The organism is Desulfoscipio geothermicus DSM 3669 (assembly GCF_900115975.1).
Lineage (GTDB): Bacteria > Bacillota > Desulfotomaculia > Desulfotomaculales > Desulfallaceae > Desulfoscipio > Desulfoscipio geothermicus.
The window spans coordinates 1-15,211 of the sequence record NZ_FOYM01000045.1; the positions used below are offsets into that span (position 1 = coordinate 1).

Below are 15,211 nucleotides of genomic sequence, written 5' to 3' on the forward strand. Positions count from 1 at the left end.
TGTTAATGGACATGATAAAATCCTCATAAATGGTCACGAAAAACCCGCACAAATGGACACATAAGCAGGAAAATAAAGCTCGCCCCCTCGAAGCTTTTGTTTGGCCAAAACAAAAAGCGACAACAAAGGGGCGAGCAAAAGTGACAGGAGTGTGGGAAATCGTGAAAATCCATGAATGCCGGGAAGCAGGTCTTAGTAAAGCCGCCACAGCCAACCGGTTATCTAAGGATCGTGGTACTGTTGCGAAATACTGGGATGGTACAAAACTGCCACTACAGAAACCTACTTACCAGCGGCCAACTAAAATTGACCCATACAAAGAGTATATCATAGCCCGCTTAGAAAAATGGCCAGAACTTTCAGCTGACCGGATTTACCAGGAAATAAAGCTGCAAGGCTACAATGGCTCCCCAAGAACAGTACGCCGTCATGTAGCCAAATTACGTCCGCAGAAAGTGCGGGAATACAAACCATACGAAACCATGCCCGGCGAACAGGCCCAAATAGACTGGGGCCACTTCGGCGATATTATAGAAAACGGTCAGCGCAAAAAGCTTTACGCTTTTGTATTCTGTCTAAGCTGGTCAAGAATCCGTTACGTTGAATTCATCACTTCGCTTAATATGGCAATTTTTAATGGATGCCTGCATAGAGCATTAAATTATGTAGGCGGTGTCCCCTCCACAATACTCTTTGACAATGCCAAAACAATAGTATCAGAGCGTGTAGGTACCGCCATACGCTTCAACCCGGAATTACTGGAAACTGCATTAGCTTACGGGTTTACCCCCAAAGCCCACTAGCGTTGCATAAAGACTAAGAGGCCGGAGTAGCTGTCTACAGCCAGCACGCTCCGGCTTCTTTTTATTGCAAGATATGCTACATACTACCAGCCAGCTTATCCACAACTCCTCAAAGGAGCAACCTCATAAGAGCATGAGTTATGCACATAGTGGGAATGTCTGGGAAGCAGTAAAACTAATACCAAAAAACATTCTTACTTCTTTTGGCCAGAACAAATTAAAAAGCCTTGCAAACTTCCGCACTGTTGTGTCAAAATTAACACAGACCTGCTGAATTCCTTTTTTGGTCTTCAGCCGGACTTCGCAACGAGTGTGGAAAAGGCTGTGTACCATTTCGCCGTGGGTGAAGCCTTCTTCAACACTCGTTTTTCCTTGATTTGCTTGCCATTTTGCGTAGCTAACCAAGGTTTCGGCAGCAAACAACAGTTCAAAATGGGCATGATGATGACCCTCCGTTATGGAGTGACAATTATTCATTCCCAACTCTTGTTTGGCCGCCCGGAAAAAGACTTCTATTCTCCAGCGTTTGACGTACACAGACAAAGCTTCTTTAGGAACATCGAAGCGATTGCTGATAATTAAATAAGCACCACGGTACTTAGCCGGCTGTTCGGTTGTCGGATCATCCGGTATGATTTTTTCCTCATATTCTTTTTGATCTTCTTTTAACCGTATAGCTACAACGGCTGCTATTGGCGTATAGCGCTGTTTGATAACTTTCCTGCCTTTTTTGTTTATTGTTTCATAGGGCATCTTGATATAAATATTCGGAATGGAAACAGATGCAATACCCGATTTGCCCTGAGAAGTTAATTGAAAAAACAATTCTTTTATGATCATTAGCGGACTTACGGGAACATATCGCTCCCGGCCACTCCATGATTCAATTTCTTTTCGATATAGAGCAGTATTGCGTTTTGCTTTTGTTACCCAATCAAAAGAGTTGTCGGTAAGGAAATTAAAAAAGTCTTTACATAGGTACCACCGGTCCATTGCAACCCATAAGCGGCAGGTAACAAACTTTCTCAATTGAAGCAACATTTCACGGGCCAAATCATATTTCGTGGGGCCTTCTCCTTTAACTTCAGGCTTTCGCCAAATCATATAGGATAACGGATATTCAATTCCATTACGAAGGACGGCTTGAAGGACAACAAGATTCATGCCCCAAACATGAATTTTTAAACTATGATCATAAAGCCAGCAAAGGAAAGAAAGCTTTTTCCCATACGGATGAACAACTTGTGTGTCATCAAGGTTAATGCTATCCCCCTCTTGCAATCTGGTATCTTGCTCTCCCTGCAGGCGTTCGATACGTTTTTGCCCGAAGAATGACCAATTGTATGAGGCTGTGAGAAATCGACTTAAGGTGGACTGTGTAATTTTTATCCCACGGAACATCACATTTAACAGAGCATCTTTACCGGCAAGTTCCGCTATCTTGGAGACGGAAGAACATTGGGCAATCAGGCCGATGACATACAAAAATGATAACATCCAGGTGGGAACGCCACGTACTTTGAAAATTCCAGCTTGGGTTAAGAGAAAAGAAAAGTCAAAATGATCCCATAGCTTACGAAGAACCGGTGCTCCAGCACATTCCCCTTGAAAAAGGTCACGAAATCTTGGTCTTTGCAAGGTCTTCAAGTTGCAATCACCCTTAATCGGAAGATATACCAGTAAAAAATGGTATTCATCGCGATTATGGGGCGATTTTTAAAAAGTCAAGGGGTTTTCTATAATTTATAAAACTTTTTGTAATATTAATTGGTTTCTAGATATTTACAGCAACTGCATTACTCATGATATAATATACCGGTTGGTAATAACTGGCCGAATTTTAAACCCTGGTATTTCCCTTCCTCCGTCACGTTGGCAGCATAAGCAAAATACTCCGTCCCACAGATTCCGTCATTTATCGTTTGCATCAAAACAGTTTCATCTTTAAGCCGTGGCAAATAACAATACGTGGTCAAATAACCCCACAAATTCTTTATGCTGATATGCGGGCTTTCTTTCCACAGCCACCGGTCGAGCTCCATTTTCAATATCGCCGGAGACCATTGGGTAATAAGATGCTGGGCATTTAACAGTTTTTTATTAGCCCGCAGCACCATGTTTTCGCTACCGCCTGAAATACGTGAAACTTCCCAATCAACAGGGCCTGTGCCCCTGTTCTCCAAAATTTCCCTGGCTGCCTGCAAAGCCGGTGAATTATCATTACCGGAGGAATGATAATGTTTATAGTCCAAAACTACCAATCGAGTGCATTGTTCATCCGCAACATCGGCGCTGCTGCTTGGAGCCATGTGGACTCCGGCAAAATCACCTTTATCCTTGATTTTTAATAACCGCTTTTTTATTTCCTCTTCAGCATAATCACCCAGCTGTTCCGCCCGGTCTGCCGCCAGCCGGTTGACGCTGGGACGGGTATCAAACCAAAACCGGGTGTTATCGCTGTATAAATAAGTCAACTGCTCAACGAGGCGGCGCAGGGCGTCCCCAAAGGTAGCCGTAGATTCACCCGGTTGCACACAACCCAGCTTTAGGCGCACTTCTTCCAACCCTCTGACTCTCTGGGCAGCAACAGACGGGGCACTGCCCACAAAAATGGTGCGAGCTACCCGGCGACAAGCGGAATAGCGCCCCATGTTGGGGTTTTCCCTGTCCAGGGTTAAAGGCCTGGAGACGGGGCCGTCTATATCGGTATCGATAACGGGAGGCCAACCATCGGGCAAATACCTGGTCATTTCATACCGCACCGGCGGGCTGTCCAGTGGAAGAGTACCGGGCATAATTAGGAGGGATTTGTCCTCCCTTTCCCATAATTGGTGGATGGCTGCCGCCATCAAGCGCAGCACCCCGCGGGTACGCTGGAACCGTTCCAAAGTGGACCAATCTTGATACAATCTATCAAACAATTCCGGGTGAACAGGATAAGCAACGGTCATCCGGCGCTGGTAATCGCTTTCGTTACATTCCCGTGGAAATTCTTTTTGCTGCTCCCGGTACATCTTCATAAAGGCATTTATTACTGCATCTCTGGCAGCGTAATCAATGGCATCGGTAAATAACCGGCGCCGCACTATTTCAAAACTTTCTTCCATTGCCGCGGGTTTCCAGACTGATTCCAGCCTGCCAAAGGTATTCTGTAACCTTTCCAGGGCTGCCTGGCCGCCCTCACCGCCAATCTCAATATCCGAAGCCGGTATGCTGGTAATCACCAAAGATTGCCGGGAACGTTTGGTTCCCTCTGTAAGCGCTTGGGCAAAAGTCATGTTGGCATCAAAACTCCCGGCGCATAAACCGCTGACGCCGTATATATTACGGGCAAAGGCCACCCACTCATCGATTAAAATCAAGGCGGGTCCATATGTATCCAATAAATCTTTAATGACTCCGGAACCCGGGGAAACACCCTGCCGGTCTTCCCTCGCCACCATTTCAAAGGCTTTGGAGCCGCCCAGCTGGTAGGCCATTTCCCCCCACAGGGTATTCACCACCGTGCCGTCGGGTTTAATCCGGGGCTGGGCTGCAGACAAATCGGTGCCCACCAGCACCGCCCGGTTGCACCTGGGTACCTGGCTTAAACCCAACTTGCCAAGTATAGGTTCCAAACCGGGGATTTGCCCGGGGGCGATTTGCTCGCCAAAAAGGTGAAACAGGGCCAGCATAGAGTGGGTTTTACCGCCACCGAAGGAAGTCTGTAACTGCACCACCGGGTCCCCGCCGAGGCCGGACAAACGTTCTATGGACATTTTTAATAAATGAGACAAACCTTCCGTTAGATAGGTTCGTTTAAAGAATTCGGCCGGGTCCTGATATTCCACCTCCGCCTCGTTGTGTAAAACCTGGGCTAAATCAGCGGCAAACTCCGCCTGCTGGTATCTGCCGGAGGCAACATCAGGATGGGGCGTAATCACCTCGCGCCAGGGCTTCAGACCAGGCATAGTACCGGTCTGGGTAACTTCCCGGGCACTCTTTTTCTTGGACTTTTTGGCTTCATCATCAAATCTCTGCCGTAATAAATCACGGCTTAGTTTTTTACTCAAACGGGCATACTCGGAGGATATAGCTTCCAACAGCCGGGTAACAGTATCCAGCGCCCGGTAAGCGTCATCGGCGGTAAAGGGCTGCTGGTGCGCCCAGCGGTTGCGCACTTCCCTCAATTCACTGACATAGCTGCGGCCGGAATGCCCCAGCTTGGCCTGAAACACCTCATTCCAGTTGTTCCACATCAATACCAGCAGGGCCTGAACATCAAGGGTGGCATAAGCCTCGTCGGCGTCCTTGCCTACCTTTTTACTTTCCAAACCGATTGTACCGGGCAGCGATGTTTCAGAGACAACCTGCCACCACCTGTTACCCCATCTGGCTTTAAATTCCCTGGCTATATAGGGGCCAAGACCCCTCCTTAGTATTTCCAGGCCTCTGCCAACGCGCTCAAGGTTGCTGTAGGACATAATCTTATCACCACTTTTAAATAATTAATTGTCTGGCAGCAGTTTCTAACCCCTGCTTCTACGTCCTATTGCAGGTGCATTATAACTATAAGCAGTTAAATGAGCATCAGTCGACCAAATCCGCACTGATACTCCCGGGGTACGTTTTATGTAGTCTTCGTAGGCGTCGATAATTGACATATCGCCAAAACCGATCTGACGCATTGCCTGATCCGGGAACATGTCCGCAAATTTTCTTAAATCATCCGGTGTCCACTCCATGTGCATTAAGCTCCACGGAGCCCTGTTATCAGCAGTATCCCTTAAATATTCCGCAAACTTCCGGGCAATTGCACGCCTTGTAGTTCCATCGCTTATATGAGCGATATGGTTGCCGGTTTCAATAATACTGGCAATAGGCAGAATTAAGGTTTCACCACGGCTTATAATACCTAATAGTTCTTCTTCTATTTCCATGTACATTTCGCAAAAATTGGGGAGTCTTAGCAAGCAGCAAAGTATAGAAGTATCTACAAAGTGAACCTGCTTCAATTACCCAGTCTCCCTTCCGCCCACCGCATAAGATCCTCTCTCTTTTTAACGGCAGGGGACTGCAGATTGACCAGTCCTTGCATAACTATATCCCCAATCCTGCCTTTGGCCATTAATTCGGGATAGTTGGGCAAATCTACCCAGGAAACAAACCTGCTATCACCTTCAACAGCATCCCTGTAGCACACCACCACCCCGGGCACATCCTCCGCCTTCACGGCATTTAAAACTGCCGGGTTATGCGTAGTAACTATTACATCTATTCCTCTTTGTTTCCCCAATTCCCTCAAAGCACCAATTAACTTATAAGCCCTGCTGGGGTGCAAACCGTTGTCCACTTCTTCAACCACCACCGTGGTACCGGGCTTTTCGCCCACCAGTGCCGCCAGTATTGATAAAAAACGGAGTGTACCGTCAGACATGCCTCTAATATCAACCGGCTTTGATCTGGCACCGAATTGTTCAACAAAACTAAGCATTACATCCCCTGTGGGCGTTTCCAGCACCTTGATATCCAGAATTTGCTGCTCGGGGAAATCTTGCAAGTATTTCAGGATTAGTTGTTTCGTATCCTGTTTTTTTATCAAGTCGGCTATCACAGCAGATAAATTTTCAGCCGTGGGCACTAATTTTGTCCTGGAACGATGCACATACTCCCTCATTAAATGAGGCACCGGGTTTAAAATCAAAATTCCCTTCAGAATTGATGTAACTTTATCAAAGATTTCTTTAACTTCAGCCGCCACATCTGAATTGGCGGGAAAACGACCGGGAATCTGGCTTAAAATCGAATAATTTCTTAAAAAAGGGACACTGGGATTCCTTCCCCGCTGGTTTGTATGGTAAGTTACTTGAATATTACCACTCATTTCATCCGGTTCGGACGTTTTATAAACAAGCCTTTTTTGTTTCGACCCGGACACCTTTTTGTATAAGGACTCACTTAACAGCCAAACGCGTGGTTTTACTCCGATTTTAATATCGTATAGCAGGCTATACTCACCATAATCAAAAAAACAACCCAGTTCAAAGGAAGCGCTATCGTACCTCGGCGCCCCCCTGCTGCCACCCCGAATACCTGTCTCCTGACCCCGAATACCGTCAAGAATATCAATTAATTCACGGTTGGTAGCCAGTCCCGACAAAATTTGTATCCCATCAATGGCATTGCTTTTTCCACTGGCATTAGCTCCAATCAATATGGTAATGGGTTCCACAGGCATGGACGCTTTGGCAAAACTTTTAAACTTTTTAAATCTTAGCTGGCTGAGCAAAATTCCCCACCCCGTTTTGCCTAACTGTTAGGCCAATATTTGGGTTTAAATATATATCATAACAAGAAATATATCAAACCGGCGCAATACCAATTTGGAGAAATTAAAATAATTACCTCTGTTCGAGCTCGCCGGGCATTTGGGCGGCTAATTCCAATAACCTGGGCCAGGCAACCACAAGGCCGTTATAAGCCAGAGCCTCGCCGGCCCAGCCTTTGCGCTCGCAAATATTAAATAAGCGGTAGGAAAGATCCCTGGCCGCTTCCGCCATTGGGCCAAGCTTTTTCAATAGACGGGCGGCTGCTTCTTCACCAGACTTTTCCAGAGCTATGATCATATGTTGAACCGCTTCCCAAACTGTGGGCCGGTTATCGGCAGCGGGATCCCAATCCTCGGGATACTCATACCTGGATAAAAGTTTTACTTTCCCCCCTCTGGCATTAAGGATTCCAGCCAGCACCAATCCATTAACACTGGTATTTTTGGCTTTGGAAAGTGTTTCGGCGTCGCCAAAAGGGCCTTCTTTCATCCCGTACTGCTCAAACCAGGCCAGCGCCCAGCGGGTATCGGCATCGTATTCCCCTTCCTGCTCGGCCAGGTACTCGTCCAGCACCTGGTTAACCAGGGCCAGGGCGGTGCGCACCGTCATGGGGGAACCGTCAGCTTCCAGCACTTTGCTGTAAGAGGAAAACACCGCCATGCCCGGCCCGATGGCCGCCTGGGCCAGGTCTACCGGGGCGATGTTGCTTTTTTGCAGGCTTTTCAGAGCCTTGGGCAGGTGTTTCTTTAATGCCGACAGCAACTCCCGCCGGGTGGTCACAGGTGCGTTTGCAGGGCGGGGGCGGCAAACCAACACGATGGAGGAAGCCAGAGCGTTTGTGCCCGATGCCACCGGGCGGTTGGATAACTCCGTACGCATGGGCCAGGTACCGGTAATTTGGAAACCGGATGTAACAAGGCCGTTAAGCATGGTCTCCCAACCGGTGGAAGCCATCATTTGATCGCCGTTTTCCTTATCAGCGGTACTTCTACCATTTTCGGCTTGTTTAAAGGCATAATAAACAGTTACCGGGTAACTGGGGTTGGCCATTTGGCACATTTGCTGAAATGTCTTCTGCAAACCCCGTTCAAAATGTTCCTTGGCTTTATCCTTACTGCCCCCGAAACGGTAGGGTGTGGCCACCAGTTCTTCATTTTTGGGAGTGAGCATGGTACGGAAAAGCCCCGGGTATGTATCTTTCAAATTTTGCCTGAGCCAGACGTAAAAGAAATCCGCCAGGTCGGCGTAACCGATATTGTCGTAATACGGCGGGTCGGTGGAAAACAGGGGCTGGATTACTACACCGCCACAGGGTTTAAATCGCCTGCGTAAGCCTTTAATCCCAGCCGCTGGGCTTCCAGGGGGATGCTGCCGCCCCCGGCGAAAGGGTCCATTGCCGGGGGGGGCGTGTTCCGCCAGAAAAGCATTGACATCTCCCGGTTCCATACCATCCGGCAGTTCCATCCCTTTCTGCCGGGCCACGCTTTTGGCTATCTCCAGCCGGGCTTTATTAATTACCTCTTCGTTATTAATATTTTCCCATTTCACTAAATCCTCGATAAGGGCAAACAGCCGCCGGCGTTCTTTTTCCGCCGCCTCTCCTTCCAGGTATGCACCGGGGTCGTCCACCAGGCTGGCAAAAAGCACCCCCCGGCAGGTAGCCAAAGGCTTGCGAGACCACCATAAATGCAACGTTGAAGGGTGCCCGTGACGGATGGACTTTTCCCGGACGCTTTCCTTGTTAATTACCTCACAGCGGTAAAGCAACTTCAATCAGCTTTTTCCTGCATGTCATGCCAACTGCTCTCCTCTGCTCAATAATTCATTGAGATTATAATTGACACTGGTGGCGGCAAAATCGGGCTGCTGGGTAAAGGGTTCGCTGATGTAAACAATCCCCGCCACCCGGCCATTTTCAACAGTGACCACCGCCAGTATATAGTCCTCGGGTTTATTTAAAGCCGTGAGTATTTCGTTTTTAGTTACCGTGACCGTCCGCGCCCCGGCCACCCGGCCTTTCACTTCAATAAACCTGAGCTTTCCGGTGCCCGGTATCCTGCTTTCAATATCGTAGCCGCATTTTTCCGCGGAAACGTCTTTAGGCTCGTAGCCCATTTTTATTTCCTGCTCCATGACCGCCAGCATGGCCATTTGTTCAACGGCCCCGGTTCCCCCGGCGAAAAGGCCTGGTTCGGGTTGTGTTTCACCTTTCAATGCAGCCAACAGCCCGGCCGGAATCACCAGGGCGCCGCCGGTTACCACCGGCGGTAACGGGGCAAGTTGTTTTTCCTGCTCCAGTTCCCTCAGCCTTTGAGTAAGACGGGCTTGCAGCTCATCCGCCCGGCGGCGGGCATTGGCTGAATTAAGCCGGGCATTTACTTTACCGGCCTGCTCCTGTGCTTTCAACTCCTCAGCCCGGTGGTCCCAGTAGGCAATTTCCTTGGTTAACCTGTCTTTTACCGCGATGATTGTTTTGTTGATTAGTTCTTCCTTGCGCTGTTTAACCTCGGCCAAGTGTTTTGGCACCATGTGCCGGATGGCATAGTTTATTGAAGTATTTTCTAAAGCTTCCCGCAGCCAGTTGTTTAAGTCCAGCAATTGGATTATAGGCAATTCACCGGGTGATAACGGCCGGTAATCTAAATACGGGTAATAGCCGGCATGGCGGGCCCGGTTTTGACGGTCAATCTCAACAAATTGCATTCGCCGGGACACCACCCGCCGGTTACCGCCGGCAACAGTACGCCCGTCAACGATACTATGTTCAAGGTAGATTAAAGCGCGAGGTTCGACACCAGGATCTTTTTCATCTATAAAAATTGTACCTTGTTTAAATAAACCACGGTATTGCTCTTCGATAATATCTACTACGCTATCCAACAGTGGATGGCCCGGGCAAATGAATTCCGCCATAGGTTTTCCCCGTAAATGGATTAAACCTTTTTCAAAGCATACGCGCTCGTATCTTGTAAGCACGGGAACGCCGGTGCCAATCTGCCGGTCGCGCTGGCGGATGATAGCCGGGACATGGGTAATTTCATACCTGCGGGGTTCACGCTCCCTTATTCTACCTCCAAGTAATTTAAACGCTTCCATAAAGAAAGAAGCGATAAAATGAGGTTGCAGCCTACGCGCTTCTGCCCGTTCCATTTCTTCTTTAACTGCCAGCACTTTGCTAATATCCATATTATCCCGGGCCAGAGCCCTTTCTTCCAATAACCTGGCAACCTGCTCCCGGTCCAGAGCACTCTCTACAGCTTGCTCCAACCTGGCGCGGACTTCAGGTTTTTCGCCGTAACGAATGGCTTCCATCAGCAATTGGCGCAACCGGGTGCCCTGGAACACTTTCCCAAGCACGTCAAATACAGCTCCGCCCAGAGCTTCCCGGATATTTTCCAACTTGGACAACAAACGGATAAAAACGTCGCCTTCTCTTGTTTCTTCCGCCACCAGGTTCCATAAATGACATACTTCTGTCTGCCCGATACGGTGGATGCGGCCAAATCTTTGTTCCAAACGGTTGGGGTTCCAGGGAATATCATAGTTGACCATCAAATGGGCCCGTTGCAGGTTTATGCCTTCGCCGGCGGCATCGGTGGCAATTAAAATGTCAACATTTTTATCCTGGGTAAAGCGCTCCTGAGCTTTTTTACGTTCTTCACGACCCATACTGCCATGAATGGTTACCACCGCGTCTTCCCGGCCCAGGAAGTGGTGATGCGCTGTTGCAAATATTTCAGGGTATCTTTATGTTCAGTGAAAATTACCAGTTTGCGCCGGTGGCCCCGCAGGTCAAAGATTTGGTCCAGCGCCCTGGCAGAACCCCGCCCCTGCAGCAGGCTGGATAGTTCCTCCCATTTCTTATCCCTGCCGCTTTGTCGAAGTTCTTTGGCCATCCGTTCAAGTTTTTTCAGGATAACTATTTCCGCTTCCAGTTCTTCAATGGTCCGGGCTGCCGTAGCCTGATCGACGATTTGTTCCTCCTTTTCTTCATCTTCGTAGCCCGAAATCATCCAGATCCTCAATTTCGTCGGAGGAAAGAATAACGTCTTTTGGTATATCAATAGCAGCAGTTGCGCCGCGTTTATAAAATTTTTCTTCTCTTAAACGTTTTTCCAAACCTTTCCCGGCGGCGGCGCAGGGATTGGTAAATGGCTTCCGGCGAAGAGGCCAGCCTGCGCTGCAAAATAATCCAATATTAAAAAGTTATGTTTTTAGGTGAGCCCAGAGGGAAAAGCCATGTACTGTAAATAAGGCGCCGAAGGGAAGCCTTGACAGACGGGCCCCGGCGCGTGTTACACTTGCAATTCAGACGGGCTTGTATCTAAGTGTATGTTTCCTGGAGCCGCCCGTCGGTAATTAATAATCAACACGCGCAGGGTGGATGTCAAGGCCGCCGGTCCGTCATGTTGAGGATAAGCTTCATGTTAAATTGCTTACGTAAAAAACTGTGAAAAACAAAGAAAAAGCGCTTAAATCACTGTCTAATTTATCGGGGGAAGACCAAATTTTTGTTAATTCTTTTGGGTTATCAAATGAATAAGGAGCCGCTATTACCTTATGCCCAAACGGGTTTGACCGGCCGGGGGGCCTGTAAGAGTTAGAACTTGTTTTCCCATAGCAAGTAGCCGGCGGGTAATGTATTTGCCGGTGTAACCAAAAGCCCCGGTAACAACGTTAACTTTGGAGTTCGACATAGCCGATTTCCTCCATTTTTATAATTTATTAAGTCGGTTTTTTATGCGTTACAGTTTTAATAAAACAGTGATGATTAGGGATAGCGGGGTTAAATGCAAAACTATTTTTTTGATGTTTTTTTTAAGCTAAACTTTCCGTACCTATTCCCGGGGAAACTGCCAGTGCGGAAAGCCTTCTTTGACCACCATTTTTTGTTTTACCTGATCATCTTTGATAACCGCCAGCTCATCCCGGACAAGCTTGACTTCCCCCAAAACCCGGTCATCTTTGATGGCCAAGATATAACGCATGGGAATCCAATGGATTATTTTATTCCCGTTTACTTCTTTTTCCTCTATGGCCGCCGGCACCCAGGATACGATCAGCGCGCCCCGGTAGCCGTGTACAGCTGGCGGCGACAGGCATTCGGTCAGGTACACGTTCTTTTCCTGGAAATTTTTGATTCGCCTGTTTACTTCCTCGTAAGGTGAAATGTTTCCGGTGACTATATCCACTGTTTTAACGGTATTATCCTGTTCGGCGATGACGATGCGATTCCCCACCCTGGCCATGCGCGTCCCCGCGCCGGCTTCGCTGACGTCTATGTCACCCGCGATAATTTTCCACTCAACCTCGTCGCCGCGGACCGTAGCTCGAGCCAGTCCCACCCGGGTGTCCCCACCGAAGGACAACCGGTTCGAGTATTCCAGGAAGGCATCGACTTTATCATCACCAGGCAATATCGCCACGCAGCGGAAGATAAACATTTGGCGCGGGTTTTCGGGCTTAAGGGCAATCTTTTCCACCCCCAAAGGCCGGTGAATTTCCAGAACCGGGTAATCTTGATCGGGGTAATTGCGCACAATGAAGGTTTCGTCCCGGTGAGAGGGGCACTTGGCCTTTTCTATGTAACTGCTCAGAGGAGAGTTCAGAACGGACAGGCTGTAATCGGATCGGTTGTCGATTAAACCCTTCAATGACCCCGGAGCGGACGGACTGATGCCGATTCTTTTTCCGCCGTCCCATGACAACATGAAGTCCTCAGCATCCACCGTAAAAATTGCCTTTTCGTGCATTTCCACCTGGCCGTTTTGCAGGTCCCAGACACCGGTACGGACCTGCCACGGCTCACCGGGCCGGGCGGGCTTTTCCCGGAAGATAAACGGCACTTTTTCCGGAATGCCGGCCTGCGGGGCGGTCTCTCCTATTACCCGTTGACCATGTTCCCGTTCTACCGGTTGCTTGTTGTTGAATAAAACATTACCGTCCTTGTCGAAAGCAATGACATTGTCTTTAAATCCCGAAAGGTCTTTAAAAAATACGTAATATAACTTTACTTGCTTCCCGTTGATGGTAAACTCCTTGAATCTAGCTTCCCGGTAAGAGGATTCTTCACCTTCCCTGCCCACGACCACCCTGGACACTTTCGGGCTGTTTACGTAGCCGTAAAAAACCGAGCCGATTGCATAATCCTTTTCCACCGGCCGGTTGCAAAGCTGCGACCACATCCACGTGATGGCATCTCCTGGCGGCTGCTCACCAATTGCGGCCACATAAGGCTTCCATGCCTCGTTTACCTTCGCGATTCTGGCAATGTTTATGGTACCTTCCCTGTTGAGATAAAAAACAATCAGCTCATCATTGTCAACCGGATTCTTGAAAAGAATTTTGGTTGGCCGCCAGACGGAACTGCTATCTTTAAAACGCTCCGCAAGTATTTTTTCAACATTCAGGTCCTGCGCGTTTTGGACCCGGCCGGCACAGCCGGTTAACAAGATTAAAGCAATGATCATAAGAACTGATATTTTTCTCATAACCGCACCCCTAATCAAACTTCAGGCTGCATCCGCCCTCCCAGCCGGATTACCGTTTACCTTCATATATTTTAATTAATTGATCCAGCTTTGCTATTATTTCCTTATCGTGTTGTGCTTTTGTTTTTGTAAAACGGGCGAAAAGGATTAAAAAGACAATCAGACCAATGGCGGGAAGTGAAAGCATCAAATAATTAAAAACCAGAACTGCGCCCATACTCATGTTTAATATCCCATCCTTTGATTATTGCTTGATTACCGTTTAATTTAAAATTGAAGAAGGGAGTAGAAACATCCACGGGGCGGTCAGCAGTCCCATTGCCAGACCCACCCGCCCGGCCGCTTTTCTGTCTATCACCTTGCGGCACTGGTAAAAATTGAATAAACCGATCAGCAATCCCGCCAAAGAAATGGAAATGATGAACGAAACAGCTTCTACTGGATTTTCAAAAGCGTAATAGCCGGTAGTGTTGAAATATTTTACAAAAAACAACATCACGATAACCCCGATTAAATCAGCCACAAAACCAAAGCCCCACGCCTTGAGGATTAATAATACCAACTGCTTCTCTTCCAGGTTAACTTTGTGCAAACGCAAAGTTAAATAAATAACCGCCCCGTCAATAATCAAATTGGCAAATAACACCAGAAAAATAAATGGCGGGAAAAAAATAACTATCCACAGCGGGAAGACCACGTTATAAAGCGTATCCTTACGCAATTTAAGACTCACAGGTTTCTTCAGTTTTCTACGCCCCTTTCTGCACCAAAAAAACATACGAAACATTTATGTTGCCGTTGAATACCAACCGCTCCCAGCCGATGGATAATTCCCTTTCCCCAAAAACCTTTATCTTTTCAGACGCGGATAATCGGGCATATGTTCCTTAAACTCCCTCTTTGTATTCTACTTCCTTCATGTAAATAATGTTAAATCTTTTTGCGAGCGTTGGGGATCACTCTCTAAATTTAGCCAAAAGGGAATATGCTTTTTGTAAATCTTTCTTGTGGACATCCACCCTAACGGAAGTAAGTATAACGGGAATTACGCCCCTTACGCTAGTGGGAGTTATAGTTTTTATTGCTCAAGCGTGCCACATCTTCACCGTCATACTTGAAACCGGCTTCAGCAATGTTGCCGTCTGAATCAATGGTGCCCAAACGGCTCATTTTTCGCGGGTGGCAGCATAGGTTCGTACATCATAACGGCGTGGTTTTCCGCCACCAATTCGTCCGCCACCAGATTATTTTCCCCATCGTAGATTTTGCGCCGGATTACGTTATGGCGCAAATAACCGCCCCACCACTCACGGGTTATACGGTGGCCGGCCTCATAAATTTCGTACCGCAATTGGGCCGGCCGTTCGGAGCGCCATTCACCGTGCAGGTGAGTATCCCCGACCCACACGAGAAGTTGAAAATCTGTGTTGGTGTCATTTCGAATTTGCAGGTCGATGTAGTTATACGCCACCGTTGCACCGCTGCCGAAGGGCTGGGTACGGTGCGAGTCAGGGAAAACATCATAACTGTGTCTCCAGCGTTCAGTAACGGTAAGAGGCGTATGCAACGTCATCCAGTATATGAGATTGGATAACTGGCAAAGCCCGCC

Annotated in this window: 13 protein-coding genes; 1 reads left to right on the forward strand and 12 read right to left on the reverse strand. The window is 48.0% G+C overall.

The window, feature by feature from the left end:
- The first annotated feature begins 29 nt into the window (after positions 1–29).
- Positions 30–803, forward strand: coding sequence for an IS21 family transposase (gene istA, locus BM299_RS17660; RefSeq protein WP_092487580.1), 774 nt, complete (start codon positions 30–32; stop codon positions 801–803).
- A 138-nt stretch (positions 804–941) separates the two neighbouring features.
- Here istA and BM299_RS20105 read toward each other — a convergent pair whose 3' ends face one another.
- From BM299_RS20105 to BM299_RS17705, 12 genes are all read right to left on the reverse strand, one after another.
- A complete protein-coding gene (locus BM299_RS20105; protein ID WP_245779846.1) occupies positions 942–2,450 on the reverse strand; it encodes a transposase in 1,509 nt (502 codons plus the stop codon).
- A gap of 149 nt (positions 2,451–2,599) precedes the next feature.
- Complete coding sequence (locus BM299_RS17670) at positions 2,600–5,266, reverse strand: Swt1 family HEPN domain-containing protein (protein WP_092487583.1); 2,667 nt, start codon at positions 5,264–5,266, stop codon at positions 2,600–2,602.
- A gap of 45 nt (positions 5,267–5,311) precedes the next feature.
- The gene (locus BM299_RS17675; RefSeq protein WP_092487586.1) at positions 5,312–5,797 is read right to left on the reverse strand and encodes a hypothetical protein; all 486 of its coding nucleotides are present in this window, start codon (positions 5,795–5,797) and stop codon (positions 5,312–5,314) included.
- Positions 5,794–7,071: an AAA family ATPase gene (locus BM299_RS17680; RefSeq protein WP_092487589.1), complete on the reverse strand. Its 1,278-nt coding sequence runs from the start codon at positions 7,069–7,071 to the stop codon at positions 5,794–5,796. The genes BM299_RS17675 and BM299_RS17680 overlap by 4 nt, the downstream gene beginning before the upstream one ends.
- 112 nt (positions 7,072–7,183) lie before the next feature.
- Positions 7,184–8,884: a DUF1156 domain-containing protein gene (locus BM299_RS17685; RefSeq protein ID WP_245779847.1), complete on the reverse strand. Its 1,701-nt coding sequence runs from the start codon at positions 8,882–8,884 to the stop codon at positions 7,184–7,186.
- Positions 8,885–8,902: 18 nt separating this feature from the next.
- Positions 8,903–10,801, reverse strand: a complete 1,899-nt coding sequence (locus tag BM299_RS17690; protein ID WP_114340151.1) for a protein NO VEIN domain-containing protein — start codon at positions 10,799–10,801, stop codon at positions 8,903–8,905.
- Positions 10,795–11,124, reverse strand: a complete 330-nt coding sequence (locus tag BM299_RS20110) for a hypothetical protein (RefSeq protein ID WP_114340152.1) — start codon at positions 11,122–11,124, stop codon at positions 10,795–10,797. The genes BM299_RS17690 and BM299_RS20110 overlap by 7 nt, the downstream gene beginning before the upstream one ends.
- Before the next feature lie 540 nt (positions 11,125–11,664).
- Positions 11,665–11,808, reverse strand: coding sequence for a hypothetical protein (locus BM299_RS19565; protein WP_165608419.1), 144 nt, complete (start codon positions 11,806–11,808; stop codon positions 11,665–11,667).
- A 141-nt stretch (positions 11,809–11,949) separates the two neighbouring features.
- Entirely contained in the window at positions 11,950–13,602 is a 1,653-nt protein-coding gene (locus BM299_RS17695; protein ID WP_092487592.1) for a hypothetical protein, read from the reverse strand.
- A gap of 49 nt (positions 13,603–13,651) precedes the next feature.
- Complete coding sequence (locus BM299_RS19570; protein ID WP_165608420.1) at positions 13,652–13,825, reverse strand: hypothetical protein; 174 nt, start codon at positions 13,823–13,825, stop codon at positions 13,652–13,654.
- Between the two features lie 39 nt (positions 13,826–13,864).
- Positions 13,865–14,323, reverse strand: coding sequence for a hypothetical protein (locus BM299_RS17700; RefSeq protein WP_092487595.1), 459 nt, complete (start codon positions 14,321–14,323; stop codon positions 13,865–13,867).
- A 426-nt stretch (positions 14,324–14,749) separates the two neighbouring features.
- Positions 14,750–15,211: VanW family protein (locus tag BM299_RS17705; RefSeq protein WP_165608421.1), on the reverse strand; the 462-nt coding region annotated here is incomplete at its 5' end.